The organism is Candidatus Omnitrophota bacterium (assembly GCA_030650275.1).
Taxonomy (GTDB): Bacteria; Omnitrophota; Gorgyraeia; order Zapsychrales; family Fredricksoniimonadaceae; genus JACPXN01.
The window spans coordinates 17420-39995 of sequence record JAUSEK010000001.1; the positions used below are offsets into that span (position 1 = coordinate 17420).

The following is a 22576-nucleotide window of genomic DNA, read 5'->3' on the forward strand; positions in this document are numbered from 1 at the left end:
TGAAAACTTTTCCAAACATTTTTTTAAGAGCCCCTGGCGCACAGTTTCTTTGTTTTCTCTTCAATGCAGGCCGTCAATTCTTCAAAAGACCTCTCGAACGCCAAAAGGCCTTCATCCAGCAATTTCAGGCACAGGACATTGACGTCCATGCCCGATGCCCTCAATTCCTCCAGGGCGCGCTGGGACGCGGCCACATCCTTAAAGACCGCCGCAGTCTTCAGCGTCCCGTGATCTAAAAACGCTTCCAGGGTCTTCTCCGGCAGGGTATTGACCGTAGGACGGACGATCAGTTCCGTGACGTATTTGATATCGCTGTAACAGGGATCCTTGGTCCCGGTCGAAGCCCACAGCACGCGCTGAACGCGGGCGCCTTTGGCTTCAAGTGTTTTGAAATCAGCGCCGGAAAAGGTCTGGCCGAACTTATGAAAAATGATCGCGCAATTGTGCACCGCGGCGCGCCCCTTCAAAGACGCTTTTTCCTCGCCCAGCCATTTGTCCACGGCCGTATCAATGCGGCTGACGAAAATGCTGGCCACCGAACGGACCTTGCTGACATCTCCGCCTTCCTGGGCAAAACGGCTTAATCCTTTGATATAACTCCAGGCCACCTGCTGGTATTGTTCAGCGGAAAAAATGAGGGTCGCGTTGACGTTAACGCCTTCGGCGATCAACTGTTCAACCACCAGACAGCCGTTTTTGGTGGCCGGGACCTTGATCATCACATTGGGCCGCGCCAATTTTTTCCAGAGACGCAGCCCTTCCATGAATTGCGCCTGGATTTCCCTGCCCAATTTCGGGTTGATCTCCAAACTGACATAACCGTCCAAACCTTTGGTCTCTGCATAGACCTCTTTAAAAAGGTCAGCGGCATCCTGAACGTCCTTGATGGTCAGATCGTCGTAGATCTCAAATGTGGACTTGCCGGCTTCCGCTAATTCTATGATACGGCTGTCATAATCGGCGCTGGACGTGACGGCCTGTTTGAAGATGGTTGGGTTGGACGTTTGCCCGCGCAGTCCCTGGTCAATGAGGGATTTGAGACGGCCGGAGGCGATCATAGAGCGGCTGATATTGTCGATCCAAAAACTCTGGCCGAGGGCCGCGATCTCGTGCATCTTTGTTTTAGGCATGATCATTTTCTTTTGATGACCTTTTTGACCGCTTCAATGATATTGACGTCCTTCAAACCGTAGTGCGCCTGCAACTGGGCAGGCGTACCGCTTTCGCCGAACGAGTCCTTGACCCCGATGATCTCCATGGGGGCCGGGGCATGCTCTGCTACAACTTCAGCGACGGCGCTACCCAAACCGCCGGCCATTTGATGCTCTTCCGCCGTGACAATGGCGCCCGTTTCCTTGACGGAAACGACAATGGCTTGGATATCAATGGGTTTGATGGTGTGCATGTTCACGACTTTAACGCTGATGCCCTCATGAAACAATTTTTCGGCCGCGGACAAGGCCTCGGACACCATGGCCCCGCAGGCAATGACCGTAACATCCTTACCCTTGCGCAGGACATTGGCTTTGCCGATGACAAACGGGTCTTCTTGTTTGGTGATGATGGGAAGCGGCGCGCGGCTGGTGCGCATATAAAAAGGGCCAGGCGTATTGGTGATGGCGCGGGTGGCTTTTTTGGCTTCAAGGACATCCGCGGGGCAGATGACCCTCATGTTGGGCAAAACCCGCATGATGGCAAAGTCCTCCAGGCACTGGGCGCTGGCCCCGTCTTCCCCGACGGTCACGCCGCCGTGCGAGCAGACCACCTTGACATTGCAATTGTTGTAGCAGATGTCCAGGCGGATCATGTCATAGGCGCGGTTGGTCAAAAACACGGCAAACGACGTGGCAAAGACGACGAAACCCTGGGTGCTTAAACCCGCGGCCGTGCCGATCACGTCCTGTTCCGCGATGCCGAGGTTAAAAAAACGTTCGGGGAATTCTTTCTTGAAATATTCCGCGCGGGTGGCGTCTTCCAGGTCGCCGGAAACCACGACAATGTTCTGATTGACGCGGCCCAAAGCCGTTATTTCTTCGCCGAAACCGTCACGGGTCGGGATGGGTTTTAATTCCATATTATTTTCCGCCAGAGGCGGATCCGCCTCCGGCGGACAATTCCTTTAATGCCTGGGCCAATTGCTCTTGATTAGGTGCCTTGCCGTGCCAGGCGCTTTTGCCTTCCATGAATGAAACGCCTTTGCCTTTGACCGTGTGGGCGATGATGACCGAAGGTTTGCCCTGGATGTCTTTGAGCGCGTCAAACGCCGCAACCAGGTCCTTGATGCTGTGCCCGTTGACCTCAAAAACATGCCAGCCGAACGAAGCCCATTTTTGACCCAGCGGCTCCAAATTTTTGATCTCATTGGTGGGGCCGTTCTCCTGCACCTTGTTGTAATCCACGATGGCGCAGACATGGTCAAGTTTGTAGTGGGCCGCGGTCATGGCCGCTTCCCACACCGACCCTTCCTGGATCTCGCCGTCGCCCAGGAGGCAATAGACCTTGAAATCCTTGCCGCGCATCCGGGCGCCCAAAGCAATGCCGTTGGCGAACGCAAGCCCATGCCCCAAAGACCCGGTGCTGAATTCAACGCCCGGGACCTTGGTATGCACGTGGCCCTGCAGACGGGCGCCGAACTTGCGGAATGTTTTTAATTCTTCTTTGGGGAAATAACCGAAATTGGCCAGCGTCACATAAACCACGGGGCTGACATGGCCTTTGGAAATGATGAGGCGGTCGCGGCCCTCCCATTTCGGATCAGACGGCTTATGGCTCATCTGATGCCCATAAAGGGTGAGCATGATCTCGACGCTGGACAAGGAACCGCCCGGATGGCCGGAACCGGCGCAGGCGAGGGTCTCTAAGATCTCATGGCGTATTTGAACGGCTTGACGTTCGAGGGAAACGATATCGAGCGGCTTTACAGACACGCAAAGAGTATATTCAAATCCATTTTGTTCGTCAAGACAAAAGCCTGCGCAGATGAACCTTGAACGCGGCCGGGTCAATGGGGACATTGGTCACGAAATCCGCGTGGGGACGGCCTTTGCGGTATTCGGGAACGTCTTTGGGTATGGCCAGATATCTGGTGATCAGGGACAGGTCAAAATCATAAAGGATGGTGCCGTGATGCAGGATATGATCCTTGCCCCGTTTCTGGGCATTGCCGGAGAATTTCTTTTCGCTGCCCGCTAAAACAATATCAGAAGTAGGCCGAAACAGGGCTTTGACCCCCAATGGCTCCAGGGCGGCAATGACCTTGGCGCTGATCCATTCATAGGACTTGCGCAGATCGTTGAGAACGGGATATTGTATTTTAGAAAGGACCAGCGCGTAGTTGAGGCAGCCGGGCCCCTGCACCACCGTGCCTCCGCCGGAAGCGCGGCGCAAAATGGGGATGCCATCAGCTTCGGCCTCTTTGAGGCGGACATCTTCTTCGATCTTCCCGATGCGGCCGACCACGATAAAAACGCGCGGGGATTCCCAAAAACGCACAACAGGCCCCGCCCCCTCCTTATCAGCTAAACGCAATAAATTCTCATCAAAATCAATATTTTGCCGGGGATCGGGGAATGAAACATCTTCAAAACGCATAAGATGTCTTCACGTCGCGCGCGGCCTTGACCTCATCAGGACGTGAGATCGGCATGGTCTTGGGAAGGTCTTTGAAGGCCCCGGGATCCAACTTGGATAAGGCGTCTGCGGCGATCATCTCATCGATAAAAGCGTCCATGGTCTGCTTGGACTCGGTTTCCGTGGGCTCGATCATGACCGCTTCGGGTACGCTGATGGGGAAATACACCGTCGGCGGATGGATGCCGCGGTCAATGAGGAATTTGGCAATGTCAATGGCGTGCACGCCGCGGCTGGCCTGGATGGACGCGGAAAAAACCGCTTCGTGCATGCACAGCTTGTCAAAACACAATTTATAGTATGGCTGAAGACGGCGCATGATGTAATTGGCATTGAGAACCGCGTGGTCGGCCGTTGCCTTGAGGCCTTCTTTGCCGAGCATCAGGAGATACGCGTAAGCCCTCAACAAAAGGGCAAAATTGCCGTAAAAAGCCGCGATGTATCCGATGGAATCAGGGTAGTCATAATCCAGGGCAAAGGTGCCGTCCTTGCGTTTGATGACCCGTGAAATGGGCAAAAACTTGGCGAGTTTGTCATTGACCCCGACAGGTCCGGCGCCCGGGCCTCCCCCGCCGTGCGGTGTCGTGAATGTCTTGTGCGTGTTGATATGCATCACGTCAAAACCCAAGTCCCCGGGCCGGCAGCGGCCCAGCAGTGCGTTCAAATTGGCCCCGTCATAATACATGATCCCGTCCACGGAATGGATGATCTTGGCAATTTCATCAATGTTGGATTCAAAAAGGCCGTAGGTGCTGGGGCAGGTCATCATCAGGCCCGCCACCTCGTCGTTGACAGCGCTTTTTAATTTTGCGATGTCCATTCCACCGTCTTTATTGGAAGGGATGGAAATGGTCTCGTATCCGGCGATGGCGGCGCTGGCCGGATTGGTGCCGTGGGCGGAATCCGGGATGATGACATATTTCTTCTTCTGGTTACCTTTGGCCTTATGATACGCGGCCATGAGCATAATGCCGGTCAATTCGCCGTGCGCGCCGGCCAGGGGCTGGAGCGTAAAATGCGAAAAGCCGGTCATTTCACACATCCATTGCTCAAGCTCGTAAAGGACCTCCAGGGCACCCTGGGTGAGCATTTCCCCACCCGCCAGTTGAGGCAGGAGCGGATGAAGGTCAGCGAAACCGGACAGACGCGACAGGGCCTCGGTGAACTTGGGGTTATACTTCATGGTGCAGGAGCCCAGCGGATAAAAATGGGTGTCGACGGAGAAATTCTTTTGAGACAAAAGGGTATAATGGCGCACGACATCCAGTTCCGATACCTCGGGCAAGGGCGCATCGTTGCCGCGGGCATACTTTTGCGGCACCTTGGCCTTAACCGGCACGTCGGAATCCGGAAACCTGAATCCCCTGCGGCCCTGAACGCTCTTTTCAAAAATTAATTTCATAACGTTTCTTCCAGCGCTTTAACGTACGCATCAATTTCCGCCTTCGTACGCTTTTCCGTGACAGCCACCAATAAATATTTCTCCATACCTTTATAGTAGCGCCCCAGCGGGAACCCGGCGGCGAAGCCCTTCTTGATCATGGCTCCGACGACATCAGAAGCATCCTTGGGCAGGCAGATGGTGAACTCGTTGAACGTCGGCGAAGAACGCTTGACCTCAACACCTTTGATCTTCGCTATTTCCTGTTTGGCGTATTCGGCCTTGTCTAAATTCAGCTGTGCCATTTCCTTCAAGCCCTGACGGCCGATCATGGACATGAAGATCGCCGCCTGCAAAGCGCACAAGGAAACATTGGTGCAAATGTTGGACGTGGCCTTTTCGCGGCGGATGTGCTGTTCGCGCGCCTGCAGGGTATTGACAAAACAGCGGCGCCCTTGGGTATCAACGGTTTCCCCGACGATGCGGCCGGGCATTTTGCGCATGTATTTCCCGCGCACGGTCATGAACCCCAGATACGGCCCGCCGAAATTCAGCGGCAATCCCAGGGACTGGCCTTCGCCGGTGACGATGTCCGCGCCCATGGCCCCGGGGGTCTTGAGCAATCCCAGCGACACCGGATAAACGCTGACAATGGCCAAGGCTCCGACGCTATGGGCCTTTTCAATAATATCGGTCAGGTCATCGATGGCGCCAAAAAAATTAGGGTTCTGCAGGATAACGGCCGCGGTGTTCCGGTCCAGGAGTTTTTCGATCTCGGGCCGGCTGCTTTGCCCGTGCACGACCGGCGTTTCTTCAAATTGATAATGCAAATGATGCGTGTAGGTCTTGAGAATTTTGCGGTAAATGGGGCTGACCCCGCCGTCCATGATGATCTTGGAACGGCCCGTGACGCCCATCGCCATCATCATGGCCTCATACAAGGCCGTGCCGCCGTCATACAAAGAGGCGTTGGACACGTCCATGCCCGTCAAAGCGCACATGGAACTCTGGTATTCAAACAGGGACTGCAGGGTGCCCTGCGCGCATTCGGGCTGATAGGGCGTATAGGCGGTGTAAAATTCCCCGCGTGACGTGAGCATGCCCACGGCCGAAGGAATGTAATGGTCGTAAAATCCGCCGCCCAAGAACGGCACCAGGTGCACGTTATTTTTTAAGGAAAGCCCGGTGACCTTGCGCACGACCTCATATTCGGAAAGCCCCTCGGGCAGATCAAAGGACTTCGGACGGTGTTTGGGCTTGATGTCCGCAAAAAGTCCGTCTATGGAAGGAACGCCGGCAATGTCCAGCATTTGCCGGACTTCGGCATCGGTATTGGTGATATAAGGGTTCACGGGGTCATTGCTCTATGGTTGTGAGGTAATTGCGGTAGTCCTCGGCCGTCATTAAGGAAGAGGCCTCTTCGGAGCTGGTGATCTCGATCTTGGCGATCCAGCCCTTTTCGTAACAGTCCTTGTTGATCAGGCCCGGATCGTCTTGCAGGGCGCGGTTGACCTCGGTCACCCGGCCGGACATGGGAGAAAAAATATCGCTGGCCGCCTTGACCGACTCAACAGAAACGAACTGCTCGAACTGTTCAACCTCCGTCCCTTCCTTGGGAAGTTCGATATAGGTGACGTCGCCCAGGGCGTTCTGGGCATAATCGGTGATGCCGACGGTGCCGGTATTGTCCTCAATATTGATCCACTCGTGGTCCTTGGTGTACAGATAATGGTCAATGATCTCAACAGCGCCGCTCATGTGACACTCCTATTTTCCCGATCATTTTTTTAAAGAGCCGTTCTTGTAAAACGGCCTGCGGGTCATCATGCCTTCGGTTTTGGTTTTATCATCCCCGAAAAGAATTTTCTTTTCAAGGACATTTTCCCCTTTTTCAACAAAGCCGATGCCGACCCCGGCATTCAGGCCCGCTGAAAATGTCCCGCTCGTCACTGTGCCGACGGCCCTGCCCTGTCCATTGTACAGCGTATGGCCGGCGCGCGGCGATTTGCGCGAACCGGAAACAAAATACCCGACCGTGCGGTGGTTGCCCGCCTCTTTTTGACGAAGGACCGCCTCTTTACCGATAAAATCCTTGTTTCCGTCAATGAACTTATCCAGTCCCGCCTCCAGAGGAGAAATATTCTCCTCCAATTCATGGCCATAAAGCGAATAACACATCTCAATACGCAAAACGTCGCGCACGCCCAGGCCGGTCGGCTTGACACCGGGGTCCTTTAAAATGCGGCGCCATATTTCAACGGCCTGTCCCCAGGGACAATAGATCTCATAGCCCAATTCGCCGGTATATCCGGTGCGGCTGACGATGCAGCGGATGCCGGCCACATCAAGGACCTCGAACCCGTAATAAGACAAACGCTCAATGCCGGGGACCAAAGGTTTCAAAACATCCCGCGATAAAGGGCCCTGCACGTCGATCTTCGCGGTCTCGAACGACGCGTCGCGAAACGGGGTGTTCCCGGATAAATGCGCTTTGACATGCGCGGCATCCTTGGCAATATTGGCCGCGTTGACCACCATCATCCATGCCTCGCCGGTCAGACGGTATACAATGCAATCGTCGATGACACCGCCCTGATCGTTGAGCATGACGCCGTAACGGCAGGTCAAAACCGGCATGTCCGCGATGGTCTGCGTGACGATCCGGTCCAGACCGCAGGCAACGGCGTCCCCGCAGATGATGAACTCCCCCATATGAGAGCAGTCAAAGATGGAACATCTCTTGCGGTTATCTTCCCACTCGGCCAAAATGCCCGCATATTGCAAAGGCATGTTCCAGCCGCCAAAAGTCACCATTTTGGCGCCAAGGGCGGCGTGTTCGCCGGCCAGAGGCGTATTATGAATAACTGTTTCGGTGGGCATAGTATCTGATGGTATAAGAATGGTATTTTTTAATCAAGATATTTTATTCCAAGAATTCCTTTGCCACGGGCCCGGGGAAGAATAAAATACATGAAGAAAGGAACTCACCATGTCGTTCAATGACTTTATGAACAAGGTCCGCCAATGGGACAACCGCACCGCCCAATGGATGATACGCCATTTTTATATCCTTTTCTTCGAGATCATCCTGGTGGTCCTATTCATCGGCGTGTTCGTCAACGCGCTCAAAGTGATCGACGTGGGCATCGACATCCATAAGAACGACATCATCGAACGCCTGCTGATGGTCCAATCGGTCAACACGCTTTTGATCGCGATCCTGTTGTTGTTCAACTCTTTCTGGCTTTTATACATCTTCGGCGGTTTGCTGCGGATCCGGAATCTGCTCAAGGACATTGATTTCAATTTAAGCCGGCGCAACGGCCCCCGCAACAAGAACGAATGACCCCGCAAATTAAAAATATTCCTGGCACATGTCCTTCAACTGCGTCAAAACCTTGTTCTTGATCTGGCCGGCCCTGCCCCAATGGATGGACTCTTCGGTATTTTGCAGATAATTCATCTTGGCCAGACCGATGGCGCCGGCAAAAACCGGAACATTGTTCAGGCCCTTGGCCCCGACGCCCATCCCAACCGGCAGATGGACCCGTTGCTCAACGCGTTCCATGAGCCCGGGCAATAAAGCCCCTCCCCCGACCATGACAATGCCGCCGTTGAGATCATGGACAAGGACGGACCCCTCGATCACCGTTTCCAGATGCGTCAGGAAATTCTCGATCTCCCAACCAACGGCATCGCAGACCGATTGGCGGCTGACCGGGACATACTCTGTGGCGCGCAGAACCAGGATGTCACCTGTTTCCGCCGACGGACCCGGCGCGGCAACGGCATGCAGGCGCTTGATCTCCTCGGCCTTTTCGATCGTCAGGCTCAAACGGTCCGCGAGGGTTTGGGTGACATACTGCCCTCCCCAGGGGATCAATTGGATATCGCGCAGCACGCCGTCCTTGAATAACAGGACATTGGTCAGCTTGGCGCCGATATCGACCAGAACGCACCCCCTGTCCTTAAGATTTTTATCCAACACCACTTCAGCGGCGGCATAGGAGGAACAGGACAGGCGGTCCACCTCGAAACCGGCCTGATGCACGGCCTGCACCACATTGCGCAAACGATTGGCCTTGGCGGCCAGGATCAAAATATTGGACTCAAGTTTGCGGCCGAAAAGCCCCGCGGGGTTCAATGCCGCGTTAACGTCATCCACCCTGTACATCTGGGGAAAATCGTGGATCGTTTCCTCGTCGATATCGACCCCCAGCAACCGGGCCTGGTGGTTGACCTTGCGGATGTCCGAAGGGCTGATGACCTTGGTGCCGGCGTCGATCAGGGGAATGACCGCGGCACTACGGTGCACGCTCAACGCGTCCGCACCTATTCCGACACGTAAGCTGCGGACCTCAACGGAAAATTTCCGGGCCACACTTTTAACGGCGGACTTGATGCATTGGGACAGGTCCTCCAGATCGCTGACAGACCCGTCCTTGAGCCCCATCGCGCGGGTTTGAAAAACCCCCAACAGCTCCAGGTTCTGTGCATCCTGCGCCTTGACCAGGGCGACCTTGAACTCACTGGCCCCCAGGTCCAAACCGCAAAAATATTTCAATCGCGCGACTCTCTTGAACATACGCTGTTATTTTGTCCTTTCCTCATCGGTCCCGGCGATGATGGGCTCGGCAAACCGCAGATCAACATACCGGGCCCGGGCCCATTCAACGTTCCTTTGGGCCAAAAGGACCTCAAACTTCTGCACTTTCAACGGAAAATGGTCCTGGTCCAGGATCACGCGCAGTCCGCCGTCGAGAATGAACTCGATCTTCGACGGGTTGGCGGCATCAACGGCTGTGATCTTAAGCAAGGCCGTGCGCGGATGGCCCTTGAACTCATTCAGGATGGCCACCACCGCCCGCAGGGACCTGGAAACGACAGGAGCGCCCAGGACCACCCTGGGCCTTAGAACAATGCCGTTGACGACAGGCAAGGACGGCTGCTGGGTATCCGCGTTATAAAGCGCGACCCCCGCGGTATCCACGAGTAAAAATTTATTTTTCCGGCGCACCTGTGCCACAACATCGCGCTTCTTGGCCAGGACCTTGATCTTGTCGGGAAACTGGCGGATGACCCGCAATTGCGCGATCTGCGGGTATTGCGCGCTCAACCGGGAATGCACTTTGCGGACATCCACCTTAAAAATATTGTGCCCCTTTAACCCGCGCAGGTCCCGGGCATCAATGAACCGGATCGACGCGTCAACCAGCACGTCCTTGACCGCAAACAGCGGCGATGTCGTCAAGAAATCCACGGTTTTGGCATACGCTGAAAAGACCACCAGGGCGATGAACAAAAAAACAATGGTCCGGATGACCGCAATGCCCGGGATGTTAATGTTTGACTTTTTTGCCATAGGCCAGGTCCAAAAGTTTTTCGCATACCCCCGCGAACGAATACCCGGCCTTGAAAGCGGCCTTGGGGAACAAGCTTGTTTCGGTGAATCCGGGAATGGTGTTGATCTCCAGAATATAAGGGTCACCCTTTTCATCCACGCGCAGATCCACCCGCGAGAAGGCCTCACACCCGAGGATATCATGGGCGGCCAAAGCGATCTGCCGGATACGTTGTGTCAGGGCCTGATCAATGTCCGCGGGAACGGTGTATTGGGTCAACCCTTTCTGGTATTTGGAGGTGAAATCAAAAAAAGCGGAAGGCGGACGGATCTCGACCAAGGGCAGGACCTCGCGGTCAAAAATACCCGCGGTGAATTCCCTCCCCTTGATGAACCGCTCAACGATCACGCGCCCACCGAACGACAAAGCGTCCTTGAAGGCCGATTCCCACTGGGAAGGATGGCGCACGATATAGACCCCGATGCTGGAGCCCTCGCACGCGGCCTTGACCACGAACGGCAAATTCTTGAGCGCGGCGAAAACATCCTTAAAAGTGACCGGGTCCCCGTCCGTGATGCAGACATGCGGCGGCACGGGAATGCCCGCCTGCTTGAACAGGGTTTGGGTTATGGTCTTATCAAACGCCAGACGGCTGGCGTCGGGGCCGCAGCCCGTATAAGGAATATCCATTTCTTCCAAAATGGACTGGATCACTCCATCCTCCCCCAAACGGCCGTGCAAGGCGATAAAGGCGATGTCCATAGCAGCGTCCCGCAGCAGCGTCCTGATGAGGCCCTGGTCGGAAACGTTGATGTCAACAGGCACGGCCTGATGGCCGGCTCCGGACAATGCAAGGGCGACCGCCCGTCCCGACCTTAAAGAAATTTCCCTTTCGGACGAATAGCCACCCATCAAAACGCCGATGGTCCCGAAACGTCCGCTCATACCAATGGCTCCCTGTGACTGACGGCACCGGTGCGCTCTCTGAGCGCCGCCAAAAACGGTTCACACAGATCCGTGATGTCCCCGGCGCCCAAAAAAAGCACCAGGTCCCCGGGCCGCGCAACACGGACAAGGGTTTCAATGATGGATCCTTTTTTGAGATACGAGGCCCTGCGGCCCAGAACGCAACGGACCCGCTCAAACAATTGCGAAGCGGTCGCGCCTTCATTGGGTTTCTCGCCGGCGGCATAAATATCGGTGAGGATCAATTCATCGGTGAGGTCCAAGCTGCGCGCGAACTCATCCAAAAGGAATTTGGTGCGCGAATAACGGTGCGGCTGGAACACCGTCAGCAAACGCCGGCCGGCAAAAAGGCGCGCCGCCTTCAGGGTGGCGGTGATCTCCGTCGGGTGATGGCCATAATCGTCCACCACCATGATATCACCGGCCTCGCCCTTGAACTGGAAGCGGCGTCTGACGCCGGAAAACGTTCTCAAGGTCCGCCGGATCACCGCAAGGTCAATGTTCAATTCAAGCCCGAGGGTGATGCAGGCCAAGGCATTGAGGACATTGTGTTCGCCGCCAACGGCAAGTTCAAAGTCCCCCAATTTCCCCTGGGGCGTCCGGCAGGAAAAACGGGAATGGAACCCGTCGGTGATGACATCGGTGGCCGTGACGTCAAAAGAGCGGTCAAAACCATACACCCGTGTCCGCGGCGCATGGGTTTTTGCCAGGCGGCGCAGGCGTTCGTCCTGCCCGCAGATGATCACTGTTCCCCCGGGGCGCGTGCATTGCATGAATTTGGCGTAAGCGCTCAAGATGCCGTCCCAATCCTTGTAATGGTCCACGTGCTCAAAATCCACATTGGTGATGATGGAAAAATGCGGCTTAAAATACAAAAATGTCCCATCGCTCTCATCCACCTCGGCCACAAAATACCTGCCCTCACCCAGATGCGCGTGATGATCGCTGCCCTTGACGATACCGCCGACGGCGGTGGTGGGGTTCAGACCCGCCTCAACCAACAGCAAGGCGACCATGGACGTGGTCGTGGTCTTGCCGTGGGCGCCGGCCACGGTGATCGCGGTCTGTTCATTGACCAATTGGGCCAGGACCTCGGCGCGGCGCAGCAGGGGGATCTTGCGGCTGACGGATTCAATACGTTCAGGATTGGCGATGGACACCGCCGAGGAGTAGACCACGAAATCGGGGCCCCGGACATTGCTGGCATGATGCCCGATGGTGATCTCGGCCCCGTTTTCTTTCAACCGGCCGGTCAGGTCGCTCGCTTTTAAGTCCGAACCGCTGACCTTATGTCCCTTGGCCAAAAGCAACGAGGCCAAAGCCCCCATGCCGATGCCGCCGATGCCGATCAGATGATAATGTTTGCGCATACCTTTAACCGCCCTGAAGGCGCCTCAACCACATGGCATTGAGATCTTCCAAACTCTTGATGTGTACATACGTTTGACGCAAGGCATCTTCAAAACGCGTGTTCTTCTTGAGTTCCCGGCAAAGTTTGTAAAAATGCTGCTCGTCAAATTCAGTGATCAGGAAATACACGGCGCTGGCCGCCTCGGCATAAAAAAGCTGGACGGTATTTTCATCCGTATCTCTATATAATCGCATATCCGCCAATCCAGTTAAAGGAATAAATTGACCTTTTTCAATGGCTTGGCGCACAGCGCGGTCAGAACCGAAACGTTTGGCCTTTTCCTGGTACATGGCCACCCCCTCCTCAAACCACAAAGGGACATCCGCGGACATGCCGACGAATTCGCGGAAGATGATATGCCCCAGCTCGTGGGGGAGCATGGAATCAAAAAACCCTTGCGCCGACGGGTAGGTCTTGATCACCTTTGCCTCCGCCAGGGCCGTTCCGTGGGACCAGCCGGCCTGTCCGCCGTTTAGGACATAATCCTCTTCGTCGCGGTAAATGTAAATGACCGCGCGTTTGTCCCACGACCAGCTCTGATAACGGCTGATCCCTAAATTGGCGGTGACCCTCCTGAAGTCCTCCTCCGCGGACGCCATCACGGTGTCCACGAAATCCTGCGGCACGTCCCTGTCATAGATGATGAAATTCTGCCCCTTTTGCTCTTCCCATTTCTGCGAAGACGGCGCGGCAAAAACATCCGACGTCAAAAACATACACAGAACGGTCAGTCCTACGCGGCCAACGACGTTCATAATTCCTCCAGGGCTTGGACCAAACGCTGCGGGGCGTCAGGCACAAAAATATTTTGGGTCCTGGCGCGCACGCCGATCGGCTGTGCGAGCATCTTCTCAACGGCCTGTTTCAACAATTCCGCAGTGCAATCTTTTTCTTCCAGCAAAACAGCCGCGCCAACGTCCGATAATACAGCCGCGTTATATTTTTGATGGCCGCCGGCAAAAGGATAAGGCACCAGGACCGACGGGAGCGCGAACGCCGCCAATTCACACACCGTGGCGGCGCCGGCGCGGGCAATGACCATGTCGGCAGCGGCATAGGCCTCCTCAACGGGGCTTAAAAAAGCGTAGGCCTTAACGCGAAGACCGGCCTTGCGGTATTTTGCGGCGTAAACAGGATGGTCATGCCTGCCGGTCATATGGATGGCCTGGACCTTTGTCCCCAGCAATACCAGCATTTCAAAAACCAGGGCATTCAAACGCTGACTCCCCTGGCTCCCTCCCAAAATTAAAATGACGGGACCGGCAGGGTCAAGGCCGAATTTAAGGCGTAATACTTCTTTTGGAACGAATGGGGCGTTCTGATGGCAGGGGCATCCGGTATGGACCGTTTTAGAAGCGCTGAAATACCATTTGCTGACGGAAAAAGTGACGGCGATGCGTTTGGCCATCAACGCCATCACGCGATTGGCTTTTCCCGGCACAACGTTCTGTTCGTGGATCATGAGCGGGATCCGCTCGGCCCATGCCGCGGCCGCGACGGGAAAAGACCCGTAGCCGCCAAAGCCCAGGACCTTGTCCGGACGGATGTCCCTGACGATCCGCCGGGCACGGCCAAAGGCCTTGGCCGTCCCCGCCATCCACGCGGCCAACCCCCAGGGCGTGCGCGCGCTCAAACCCGCGGCGTCAATGCGATGACAAACGAAGCCCTCGTCTTTGATCTTTGCCTCCCCCGCCGCCAAAGCGCCGGCAAAGACCACCTCATGCCCGCGCGCTCTCAAAACCAATGCGGTGCACAGGGCAGGGAACATATGCCCGCCGCTGCCGCCGGTCGCCAGTAATATTCTCACGATCGGTACTCCTGGACCTTGGAAATGTTCAATAAAATGCCTATGGCCGCCAGATGAAAGATCAGCGCCGACCCGCCGTAACTGATAAAGGGCAGCGGCAAACCCTTGGTCGGGAACGCGCCGATGCTCACCCCCGCGTTGACCACCGCCTGCAGGCCCAGCATCATGACGATGCCGGTGCCCAGGAAAAACCCGAAAGGATCATCGGCCTGACGGATGATCCGGGTGCCCAGCCAGATGAAAACCGCGAAAAGGATGATGACCGCCAGCGTCCCGATCAATCCCAATTCCTCGCCGATAATGGAGAGGATGAAATCCGTATGCGCCGCCGGCAGGTAAAATAATTTCTGCTGGCTGTGGCCCAGGCCCACGCCGAAAACACCGCCGGAACCCAGCGCGATCTGGGATTGCGTCAGCTGGAACCCGATGCCCTGGCTGTCCTGCCAGGGGTCCAAAAACGCGCTGATGCGCGCCATGCGGTAAGGCGCCTTGATGATCAGATACACGAGCACCGGGACGCTTAAAAAAGCGACCAGCCCCAAATGCCATAATCTCGCGCCGGCGATCAAAAGCATGCCCAGCATGACCACCGCGATCTCGACCGTGGTCCCCAGGTCCGGCTGTTTGACGGTCAGGACGCAAACAAGGCCCATGACCAGAATGGGCGGCACGAACCCTTTCCAAAAACTTTTGATGATCATCTGTTTGCGGCTTAAGAAATCAGCGGTGTAGACGATGACGGCCAGTTTGGCCAATTCCGAGGGCTGAAAGTTGAACATGCCGATCCTAAACCAGCGCCGGGCTCCGTAACTTTCCTTGCCGATGTACGGGATGAGGACCAGCACCAAAAGGACGATGCTCAACAGCAAAATGCGGCCGGCATACGGCTGGATGAGCCGGTAATCCACGGCCATCGCGGCCAGGCACATGCTCAAACCGATGAACAAAAACAACAGGTGGCGTTTCAGGTAATACAAACTGTCGTGATTGGTCTGCATGGCGTTCACACAGCTGGCGCTGTAGATCATGACAATGCCGATGCAGACAAGGGCCAGCACAACCATGGTCAGCGATGTCCTTGTTTCACGCATATCTTACGGAATTATAGGGACACAATACTTAATTCAACCATGAATAAACACAGGAATTAAGTTTTGTGTCCCCATAATTCATACCAATTGATTAACAATTTCCTTAAACATCCGCCCGCGGTGCTCGTAGTCGTTGAACATGTCAAAACTGGCGCACATGGGTGATAAAACCACGCAATCTCCGGTCTTGGCCGCGCGCCGGGCTGTTTCAACCGCTTCGGGCAAGGACCCGCAAACTTCAACGGGAACGACATCGGCAAATGTGGCGCGCAATAGTTCTTTGGTCTGCCCGATGACGACCATTTTTTTGACCCTGGCCTTGACGATATCCTTTAACAAAGAAAAATCCAGGTGTTTATCGCTGCCCCCGCAGATCATGACCATGGGTTTTTTCAAATGCGTCAGGGCCCAGCGGCCCGCTTCCGGTGTCGTGGACTTAGAATCATTGATGTAATCCACCCCGTCCAAAGCGCGCACCCATTCCTGGCGATGTTCAACCCCTTTGAATTCCGCGAAAACCTTCCGGGAGATCTCATCGGCAATACCCAGGGCCCGCGCCGCAGCCAACGCCGCCAAATGATTGGGGTTGTTGATATCCTTGGGCGCGACGGAATCGTTAAAAAACACAACATGGCTTTTTAAATGCCCCGCCATCTCCCTCAGTTCGGGCTGATCACCCAGGATCGCCGCATCATTCTCGTCCTGATCGGCAAAAAGTTTTGCCTTGGCGTCAAAATACTCCTGCGGGTCCTTGTGCCGGTCCAGATGGTTCCGGCTGAAATTCAGCCACACCCCGACGTGCGGTTTAAAATGTATGGTGGATTCCAATTGAAAAGAACTGATCTCCAAAACCACGGTATCCGACGGCTGCAGGTCCAGCACATGTTTGGAAAAAGGACTGCCGATATTGCCGCACAAACACACCCCGCGGCCAGCGGCCTTAAGAATGGCGGCGATCAGGGTGGATGTCGTGGTCTTGCCGTTACTGCCGGTCACCGCGATGATGGGGCACGGGCATAAACGGAACGCGAACTCAATTTCCCCCATCACCTCAACGCCCGCCGCCTGCGCCCAGCCAACGGCTTCAATGTCCCGGCGCACCCCCGGGCTTAAAACGATATAGTCGCTGTTTGCGATAAAGACCCTGGTATGCCCGCCGCATTCGATCTGGACCTGTTGCGGACTGGTCAGGCCGGACAATTCTTTTTCAACCGAGGCGCGGGGCTTGAACTCTGATATTTTTGCCGCCCCTCCCAGGCGCACGACGGCATTGGCCACGGCGATGCCGCTGCGGGCGGCCCCGATGACCGTCACTCTTTTGCCTTTGACGTTAAAAGCGGATAGGGTCATCTGATCTTAAGCGTGGTCAGTGTCAGTATGGCCAAAATGATGGCGCAGATCCAAAAGCGCACGATGATCTTGTTCTCGTTCCATCCGGACAATTGCAAATGATGATGAAAGGGGGACATTTTGAACAGGCGTTTGCCTGTCAATTTGAACGAGGCCACCTGCAGGATGACCGAGACCGCTTCCACCACGAACACGCCGCCCAGGACCACAAGCCAGACCTCCTTTTTAATGAGGATGGCGATCACCCCCAAACAGCCGCCCAGGGGCAAAGACCCCACATCGCCCATGAAGACGCTGGCCGGATGGCAATTGAACCACAAAAATCCCAGACTTGCCCCGACGATGGCAGCACAAAAGACCGTGAGTTCACCGGCGCCCGGCACATGCGGGATGAGCAAATATTCGCTCATCTGGAAATTGCCCGTGACATAACTGAGCGCGCCCAGCGTAAAGGCCACCATCAGCGTGCACCCGATGGCCAGGCCGTCCAGCCCGTCGGTGAGATTGACCGCGTTGGAAGCGCCGACAATGACGAGCACGACCCAAAACACAAAAAACGCGCCCAAATTAATGATCAGGTTCTTAAAGAACGGCACGTCCAGAAATGAAGAGGTCGCCGGATGCAAATAGAGATACACGCCGACAGCGGCGGCCAGTAACGCCTGCCCCAGCAATTTGGCGCGCGCGCTCATGCCGCGGCCCTTGGCCGGAACACCGGCCAATTTCATCGCATCATCAAGGCCGCCGATCACGGCCAGGCACAAACAGACAAAAGCGGTGAGCAAAATGAACGGATTGGTCAGGTTCCCCCACAACAGCACGGAGGCAAGGATGCTGCCGACGATGAACACCCCTCCCATGGTCGGGGTCCCTTCTTTCTTTTCCTGGAATTGGTCCAGGGCCGGGGCGTCATTGCGTTTGGCGATCTCGCGGATGCGTCTGTCTTTAAAAGAACGGATGAACAGGGGACCAAAAATGATGCACAGCAAAAAAGCCGTCACCCCTGCCATGCCTGTGCGGAAGGTGATGTAACGGAAAATATTAAAGGCCCCGGACAGGTGGATGAGATCCGACAAGAAATAAAACATGCACTATCCTTTCAACAAAGACCGGACGACTCCCTCCATTTTCATCCGGCGCGACCCCTTGACCAAAACAGCATCCCCATCGGCGAGGACCTTCCTTAATTTCGTCCCGGCGTCCTGAACGTCGTCGTAAGAAAAAACAGACATGTCCGGACGGACCGCGAGCGCGCCGCGGGCGATGTTCCGGGCCAACGGACCGACGGTGATCAGGACGTCAATACCGGCCTGCGCCGTCCTCTTGCCCGCGCTGCGGTGATAGGCGGCCGACCTTGTTCCCAATTCCAGCATGTCCGCCGCGACCAGGATCTTTTTGCCTCGGCCTTTCAAAGCGGACAACGTTTCAATGGCGCCGGCCATGGACACCGGGTTGGCATTATACGAATCATCGATCAGCCACCCCTTGCCCAAACGGATGAATTCCTGCCGGCCTTTGGGAAAATGAAAAGCGCTCAAGGCCTTTGCCGCCGCGCGCGCTGCGACGCCCAATAAACGTCCGCAGGCAAAAGCTGCCAATGCATTATACGCATTATTACGCCCGCAGGAACGCAGTTCAATTGTTTTTCCTTCTAAGATCAGGCGCAGGCGGCATCCTCTGACAACGCCGACATCTTTTGCCTGAAAACGCGCCTTGCCGTCAACGGCATAGGTGATCACGTTCAATCTTTTTTCCCGCGCGCACCGCGCTGCCAGCAAAGGATCATCCGCATTCAACACGATCTTACCCATGCGGGGCATGAACGATGTCATTTGCCATTTTTCCCTCAACACACCGTTGATGTCCTTGAGCCCTTCGAAGTGAGAGACGCCGATATTCGTAAAAACCGCGATATCCGGACGGACCATTTGCGCCAGCCACGGGATGTCCCCGGGCTGATTGGTGGCGCATTCCAGCACAGCCGCCTGATGGGATTTTTTAAGTTTCAGCAAGGTCATGGGCACGCCGATATGATTATTCTGCGTGCCCTCATTCTTAAGGACCGTATAGTTACGGCGCAGGACAGCGGCGATCATTTCCTTGGTCGTGGTCTTGCCCGCACTACCAGTAATGGCGAGAACCGGGATCTTAAAACGCATCCGGTGAAAACGCGCCAGATGCCCCAAAGCCAGGACCGTGTCCGCAACGCGGATGACAGCGGCATTTTTATTTTTGACCGCGACCGGTTTGGCAACGAGCACAACGCGAATGCCTTTGCCGACGACGTCGCGCACGAAATCATGCCCGTCGAAGGTGTCCCCTTTGATGGCGATGAAAAGGTCGCCTTTGCGCACACTACGGGAATCAATGGACACCCCGCGCACGCTCGCGCGCGCATCACCCTGCGTCAACTTCCCTCCCGTTGCTTCTATAATTTCTCTGACGGTGAACATTTCAAAAATTCCATCACGATCTCCCGCTCATTGAACGGGATGGTCTTGTCCTGAAATATCTGACGCTCCTCGTGTCCTTTGCCGGCGATGAGGACCAGGTCCCCGGTCCTGGCCATCTTCAGCGCCCTGCCGATGGCTTCGCGGCGGTCTACACAGGTCTCAAAATTTGTGCGGGTGAACCCCGCGGTGATCTGGTCAATGATCACCTGCGGGTCCTCGCTGCGGGGATTATCGCTGGTCACCACCGAATGGTCGGCGAGCAGACAGGCCACATGCCCCATCTTGGGTCTTTTGCCATGGTCACGGTCCCCGCCGCAGCCGAACACGACGATGACGCGCTTGGCCGTCACCGCTTTTAAGGCCCGCAGCACGTTGATCAGGCCATCCTCGGTATGGGCGTAATCAATGAATACAAAAAAATCCTGACCCGCATCCACCGGCTGCAGACGGCCGGGCACATTCTTTAAACCCTCAATGCCCTTCACGATCGTTTCCACGGCAAAATCCTGCGCAAGGGCGCAGGTGAATGCGGCTAAAATATTATAAACATTATGCCGGCCGATCATGCGGGTATGAACGGGAATTTTTCCGCCTGAAAAATGGATATCAAATTCCGTGCCGCTTAAAGCATAACGGATGTCCACGGCGCACACATCCGCTGGCGCGTCAATGGCATAGGTCCACACCCGGGCTTGGGTCAGGGTCTTCAAACGCCGGCCGTATTCGTCGTCGGCATTGATGATGACCGCGGCCTGGGGCGATAGGCGGGAAAATAACAGGGACTTAGCCCTGAAATAATCCGCCATGTCCGCGTGATAATCCAGATGGTCCTGCGTCAGGTTGGTGAACACCCCGACGGCAAAATCAATGCCGTCCAGACGCCCCTGGTCCAGCGCGTGCGACGAGGCCTCGATCACACAATAGGGCACGCCCTCTTGGACCAGACGCGCCAGATAGCGCTGGTTATCCAAATAGCCGGGCGTTGTGTTCTTTGACGGGAAAAACGTTGTGCCGATGCGGCTATTGATCGTGCCGACGACCCCGCATTTTTGTCCGGCGGCACGAAGGACGGACTCCAATAAATAGGTGATCGTCGTTTTGCCGTTGGTGCCGGTGATGCCGATGGTCTTGACCTGACCGCCGGGATGGCCATAAAATCTCGGCGTGACCCGGCGCAAGAATGCTTTTGTGTCCACGGTATCCAGGACGCACACGTCATCGGGAATGGTGTGATCTCCCAGCACACGCCCGGCCTGCTGTTTGACGATGGTCCGCGCGCCTTGCCTGACAGCCTCCCTGATGAAATCCGCGCCATTGACCTTGAACCCCGGCAGGGCGACAAAAAGCCCGTCGGGCATGCCTTCACGGGAGTCGCAGCTGATGCACCCTACGGGATACTGGGCGTAAGCCGGCGGAACATGGATCCCCGTCCCTTGCAATAGTTCACGCAGCAGCATCATTTGGACATACCCCGGGCATTCAAATATTTAAGGGCATCGGCCACCACTTCCTGAAAGACGGGTGCTGCCACCGATCCCCCGTAATACACGGGATGTGGATCGTCAAAAACAACGACCGCGGCCAGCCGCGGATCACCCACCGGCGCGAAACCGATGAAGGTCGCGTAAAAATGCGCGTGGGAATACGCGCCGTCCACCACCTTCTGGGCTGTCCCCGTCTTTCCACCGACCGTAACGCCCGGGATCTTGGCTTTTTTCCCCGTGCCATTGTCCACGGCCCCCTGCAGGATCGAACGCAAACGCAAGGATGTTTGCTGGGTCATGATCTTGTCCAGAATGACCGGCTTGCCTTCCTTAACGATCCGGCCCTTGGCGTCACGGACAGATCGAACGACATAAGGACGCATATAGATCCCGTTGTTGGCGATGGCCGCGATGGCCCCGGCCAATTGCAAGGCCGTCACCGTCACCTCCTGCCCGATGGGGACAGCGCCGATGGATGTTTTGGACCACAACCGCACGGGCTTTAAATAACCCTTGGCCTCGCCGGGCAGGTCGATGCCTGTCCTCATGCCGAAACGGAAATGATGCGCGTAATTATAAACGCGCCGGGGCCCCAGCCGCTGGGCCACCTTGACGGTGCCGATATTGCTGGAACGTTCAATGACCTGCCGGAACGTCAAAAGCCCCTCCGGCTCATGGTCGTGCAAAATATGATTGGCCACGCGGTAAGTGCCGCGCTCGCAGTTGATGACATCTGTTTCCTTGACCACTTCCTCCTGCAAGGCCGCGGCGGCCGTCACGATCTTAAACACAGACCCCGGTTCATAGGTGAACACGATGGCGCGGTTGACCCTGTTTTCCGTTGGGCTCTTGCCGGGCTCTTCCAGATTATAGGTGGGCCGGTTGGCAAATGCCAGGATTTCCCCGGTCCTGGGGTCCAGCACGATGATGCTGGCCCCCTTGGCATTGTATTTCCGGTACATGTTCTCCAGCGCCCGCTCGGCGATGAACTGGATGGTCTCATCAATGGTCAGGACCAGATCAAGCCCGTCCACAGGCGCGACATACCCTTTTTCCAGCAACAATTCCCTCTGGTGCGCGTCGCGCATAACGACCGAAGAGCCCTCCTGGCCCTTCAGATAACGGTCATAGTCGCGTTCCAGCCCCTCGAGGCCGGTATTATCCATACCGGCAAATCCGATCAGATGCGCGGCCAGGGTCTTGTTTGGATAAAAACGTTTGCTCTCTTTGACAAACCCTATGCCCGGCAATTTTGCCTCCTCGACGCGTTCATACACGTCCTGCGGCAGCTTGCGGACGATCCAAACAAAATATTTATCATTCTTGAGTTTCAAAAGCAAAAGGGCGGGATCCATTTTGATGATCCCCGCCAGACGCAGCATGATCGCGTCGCGGTCATGGCGCTTGTTTAGCACCCGCGCGTTGGCAAAAACTGAATAAACAGGCAGGTTAATGGCCAGGGGCCTCAAATTGCGGTCATAAATGGTCCCCCGGGTGGGCTCGAGGACGACACTGTGTTCATGCTGGCGCTGGGCAAGTCGGGCGAGGAAAGAAGAACGGAAGATCTGGATATAAAATAGGAAGACGACCGAATACAACAATCCTGCCAGCAGAACGATGAAGACAACGGCAAAACGAAGAGGATATTTACGCAGGTACAA

Annotated in this window: 21 protein-coding genes; 1 reads left to right on the forward strand and 20 read right to left on the reverse strand. The window is 55.8% G+C overall.

All coding sequences use genetic code 11. The annotated features are described in order from the left end of the window. Positions 1–23: 23 nt before the first annotated feature. Genes tal through gcvT form a run of 8 tightly spaced genes read right to left on the reverse strand, consistent with a single transcriptional unit; the run spans position 24 to position 7891 of the window. Positions 24–1130 (reverse strand): transaldolase, encoded by a 1107-nt coding sequence (gene tal, locus Q7K71_00095; protein MDO8674504.1) that lies wholly within the window; start codon positions 1128–1130, stop codon positions 24–26. A gap of 2 nt (positions 1131–1132) precedes the next feature. Continuing rightward, positions 1133–2074, reverse strand: a complete 942-nt coding sequence (locus Q7K71_00100) for a transketolase family protein (protein ID MDO8674505.1) — start codon at positions 2072–2074, stop codon at positions 1133–1135. Position 2075: 1 nt separating this feature from the next. Continuing rightward, complete coding sequence (locus Q7K71_00105; protein ID MDO8674506.1) at positions 2076–2927, reverse strand: transketolase; 852 nt, start codon at positions 2925–2927, stop codon at positions 2076–2078. A gap of 31 nt (positions 2928–2958) precedes the next feature. Continuing rightward, on the reverse strand, positions 2959–3591 hold the full coding sequence (locus Q7K71_00110) for a lipoate--protein ligase family protein (protein MDO8674507.1): 633 nt from the start codon (positions 3589–3591) through the stop codon (positions 2959–2961). After that, a complete protein-coding gene (gene gcvPB / locus Q7K71_00115; GenBank protein ID MDO8674508.1) occupies positions 3581–5032 on the reverse strand; it encodes an aminomethyl-transferring glycine dehydrogenase subunit GcvPB in 1452 nt (483 codons plus the stop codon). The genes Q7K71_00110 and gcvPB overlap by 11 nt, the downstream gene beginning before the upstream one ends. Next, positions 5029–6363 carry an aminomethyl-transferring glycine dehydrogenase subunit GcvPA gene (gene gcvPA, locus Q7K71_00120; protein ID MDO8674509.1) on the reverse strand — a complete coding sequence of 445 codons (1335 nt, stop codon included), beginning with the start codon at positions 6361–6363 and terminating at the stop codon, positions 5029–5031. The genes gcvPB and gcvPA overlap by 4 nt, the downstream gene beginning before the upstream one ends. A 4-nt stretch (positions 6364–6367) precedes the next feature. Next, positions 6368–6769, reverse strand: coding sequence for a glycine cleavage system protein GcvH (gene gcvH / locus Q7K71_00125; GenBank protein MDO8674510.1), 402 nt, complete (start codon positions 6767–6769; stop codon positions 6368–6370). A 21-nt stretch (positions 6770–6790) separates the two neighbouring features. After that, positions 6791–7891 carry a glycine cleavage system aminomethyltransferase GcvT gene (gcvT, locus tag Q7K71_00130; protein ID MDO8674511.1) on the reverse strand — a complete coding sequence of 367 codons (1101 nt, stop codon included), beginning with the start codon at positions 7889–7891 and terminating at the stop codon, positions 6791–6793. A 109-nt stretch (positions 7892–8000) separates the two neighbouring features. Between gcvT and Q7K71_00135 the strand changes: the two genes are divergently transcribed. Then, positions 8001–8357, forward strand: a complete 357-nt coding sequence (locus tag Q7K71_00135; GenBank protein ID MDO8674512.1) for a hypothetical protein — start codon at positions 8001–8003, stop codon at positions 8355–8357. A 9-nt stretch (positions 8358–8366) separates the two neighbouring features. Here the strand turns inward: Q7K71_00135 and ftsA are convergent, their stop codons facing one another. The 12 genes from ftsA to Q7K71_00195 form a co-directional block, all read right to left on the reverse strand. Further along, positions 8367–9596 (reverse strand): cell division protein FtsA, encoded by a 1230-nt coding sequence (ftsA, locus tag Q7K71_00140; protein ID MDO8674513.1) that lies wholly within the window; start codon positions 9594–9596, stop codon positions 8367–8369. Positions 9597–9602: 6 nt separating this feature from the next. Further along, complete coding sequence (locus Q7K71_00145) at positions 9603–10373, reverse strand: cell division protein FtsQ/DivIB (GenBank protein MDO8674514.1); 771 nt, start codon at positions 10371–10373, stop codon at positions 9603–9605. Then, entirely contained in the window at positions 10351–11298 is a 948-nt protein-coding gene (locus Q7K71_00150) for a D-alanine--D-alanine ligase (GenBank protein MDO8674515.1), read from the reverse strand. Before Q7K71_00150 ends, Q7K71_00145 begins: the two co-directional genes overlap by 23 nt. After that, entirely contained in the window at positions 11295–12689 is a 1395-nt protein-coding gene (murC, locus tag Q7K71_00155) for a UDP-N-acetylmuramate--L-alanine ligase (protein MDO8674516.1), read from the reverse strand. The genes Q7K71_00150 and murC overlap by 4 nt, the downstream gene beginning before the upstream one ends. Positions 12690–12693: 4 nt before the next feature. Then, positions 12694–13485: a peptidase MA family metallohydrolase gene (locus Q7K71_00160; protein MDO8674517.1), complete on the reverse strand. Its 792-nt coding sequence runs from the start codon at positions 13483–13485 to the stop codon at positions 12694–12696. Beyond that, positions 13482–14537, reverse strand: a complete 1056-nt coding sequence (gene murG / locus Q7K71_00165; GenBank protein MDO8674518.1) for an undecaprenyldiphospho-muramoylpentapeptide beta-N-acetylglucosaminyltransferase — start codon at positions 14535–14537, stop codon at positions 13482–13484. Before murG ends, Q7K71_00160 begins: the two co-directional genes overlap by 4 nt. Continuing rightward, the gene (gene ftsW, locus Q7K71_00170; protein ID MDO8674519.1) at positions 14534–15628 is read right to left on the reverse strand and encodes a putative lipid II flippase FtsW; all 1095 of its coding nucleotides are present in this window, start codon (positions 15626–15628) and stop codon (positions 14534–14536) included. The genes murG and ftsW overlap by 4 nt, the downstream gene beginning before the upstream one ends. A 78-nt stretch (positions 15629–15706) precedes the next feature. Further along, positions 15707–16978: a Mur ligase family protein gene (locus Q7K71_00175; protein ID MDO8674520.1), complete on the reverse strand. Its 1272-nt coding sequence runs from the start codon at positions 16976–16978 to the stop codon at positions 15707–15709. Then, positions 16975–18066: a phospho-N-acetylmuramoyl-pentapeptide-transferase gene (gene mraY / locus Q7K71_00180; GenBank protein ID MDO8674521.1), complete on the reverse strand. Its 1092-nt coding sequence runs from the start codon at positions 18064–18066 to the stop codon at positions 16975–16977. The genes Q7K71_00175 and mraY overlap by 4 nt, the downstream gene beginning before the upstream one ends. A gap of 3 nt (positions 18067–18069) precedes the next feature. Then, on the reverse strand, positions 18070–19431 hold the full coding sequence (gene murF, locus Q7K71_00185; protein MDO8674522.1) for a UDP-N-acetylmuramoyl-tripeptide--D-alanyl-D-alanine ligase: 1362 nt from the start codon (positions 19429–19431) through the stop codon (positions 18070–18072). Beyond that, positions 19407–20891 carry a UDP-N-acetylmuramoyl-L-alanyl-D-glutamate--2,6-diaminopimelate ligase gene (locus Q7K71_00190; protein MDO8674523.1) on the reverse strand — a complete coding sequence of 495 codons (1485 nt, stop codon included), beginning with the start codon at positions 20889–20891 and terminating at the stop codon, positions 19407–19409. The genes murF and Q7K71_00190 overlap by 25 nt, the downstream gene beginning before the upstream one ends. Then, entirely contained in the window at positions 20888–22576 is a 1689-nt protein-coding gene (locus tag Q7K71_00195; protein ID MDO8674524.1) for a penicillin-binding transpeptidase domain-containing protein, read from the reverse strand. The genes Q7K71_00190 and Q7K71_00195 overlap by 4 nt, the downstream gene beginning before the upstream one ends.

What these genes read in the sequence shown, in the direction of transcription:
- tal (MDO8674504.1), bottom strand. Translation starts at nt 1,130, where the DNA reads ATGCCTAAAACAAAGATGCACGAGATCGCGGCCCTCGGCCAGAGTTTT.
- Q7K71_00100 (MDO8674505.1), bottom strand. Translation starts at nt 2,074, where the DNA reads ATGGAATTAAAACCCATCCCGACCCGTGACGGTTTCGGCGAAGAAATA.
- Q7K71_00110 (MDO8674507.1), bottom strand. Translation starts at nt 3,591, where the DNA reads ATGCGTTTTGAAGATGTTTCATTCCCCGATCCCCGGCAAAATATTGAT.
- gcvPB (MDO8674508.1), bottom strand. Translation starts at nt 5,032, where the DNA reads ATGAAATTAATTTTTGAAAAGAGCGTTCAGGGCCGCAGGGGATTCAGG.
- gcvH (MDO8674510.1), bottom strand. Translation starts at nt 6,769, where the DNA reads ATGAGCGGCGCTGTTGAGATCATTGACCATTATCTGTACACCAAGGAC.
- gcvT (MDO8674511.1), bottom strand. Translation starts at nt 7,891, where the DNA reads ATGCCCACCGAAACAGTTATTCATAATACGCCTCTGGCCGGCGAACAC.
- Q7K71_00135 (MDO8674512.1), top strand. Translation starts at nt 8,001, where the DNA reads ATGTCGTTCAATGACTTTATGAACAAGGTCCGCCAATGGGACAACCGC.
- ftsA (MDO8674513.1), bottom strand. Translation starts at nt 9,596, where the DNA reads ATGTTCAAGAGAGTCGCGCGATTGAAATATTTTTGCGGTTTGGACCTG.
- Q7K71_00145 (MDO8674514.1), bottom strand. Translation starts at nt 10,373, where the DNA reads ATGGCAAAAAAGTCAAACATTAACATCCCGGGCATTGCGGTCATCCGG.
- Q7K71_00150 (MDO8674515.1), bottom strand. Translation starts at nt 11,298, where the DNA reads ATGAGCGGACGTTTCGGGACCATCGGCGTTTTGATGGGTGGCTATTCG.
- murC (MDO8674516.1), bottom strand. Translation starts at nt 12,689, where the DNA reads ATGCGCAAACATTATCATCTGATCGGCATCGGCGGCATCGGCATGGGG.
- Q7K71_00160 (MDO8674517.1), bottom strand. Translation starts at nt 13,485, where the DNA reads ATGAACGTCGTTGGCCGCGTAGGACTGACCGTTCTGTGTATGTTTTTG.
- ftsW (MDO8674519.1), bottom strand. Translation starts at nt 15,628, where the DNA reads ATGCGTGAAACAAGGACATCGCTGACCATGGTTGTGCTGGCCCTTGTC.
- Q7K71_00175 (MDO8674520.1), bottom strand. Translation starts at nt 16,978, where the DNA reads ATGACCCTATCCGCTTTTAACGTCAAAGGCAAAAGAGTGACGGTCATC.
- mraY (MDO8674521.1), bottom strand. Translation starts at nt 18,066, where the DNA reads ATGTTTTATTTCTTGTCGGATCTCATCCACCTGTCCGGGGCCTTTAAT.
- murF (MDO8674522.1), bottom strand. Translation starts at nt 19,431, where the DNA reads ATGTTCACCGTCAGAGAAATTATAGAAGCAACGGGAGGGAAGTTGACG.
- Q7K71_00190 (MDO8674523.1), bottom strand. Translation starts at nt 20,891, where the DNA reads ATGATGCTGCTGCGTGAACTATTGCAAGGGACGGGGATCCATGTTCCG.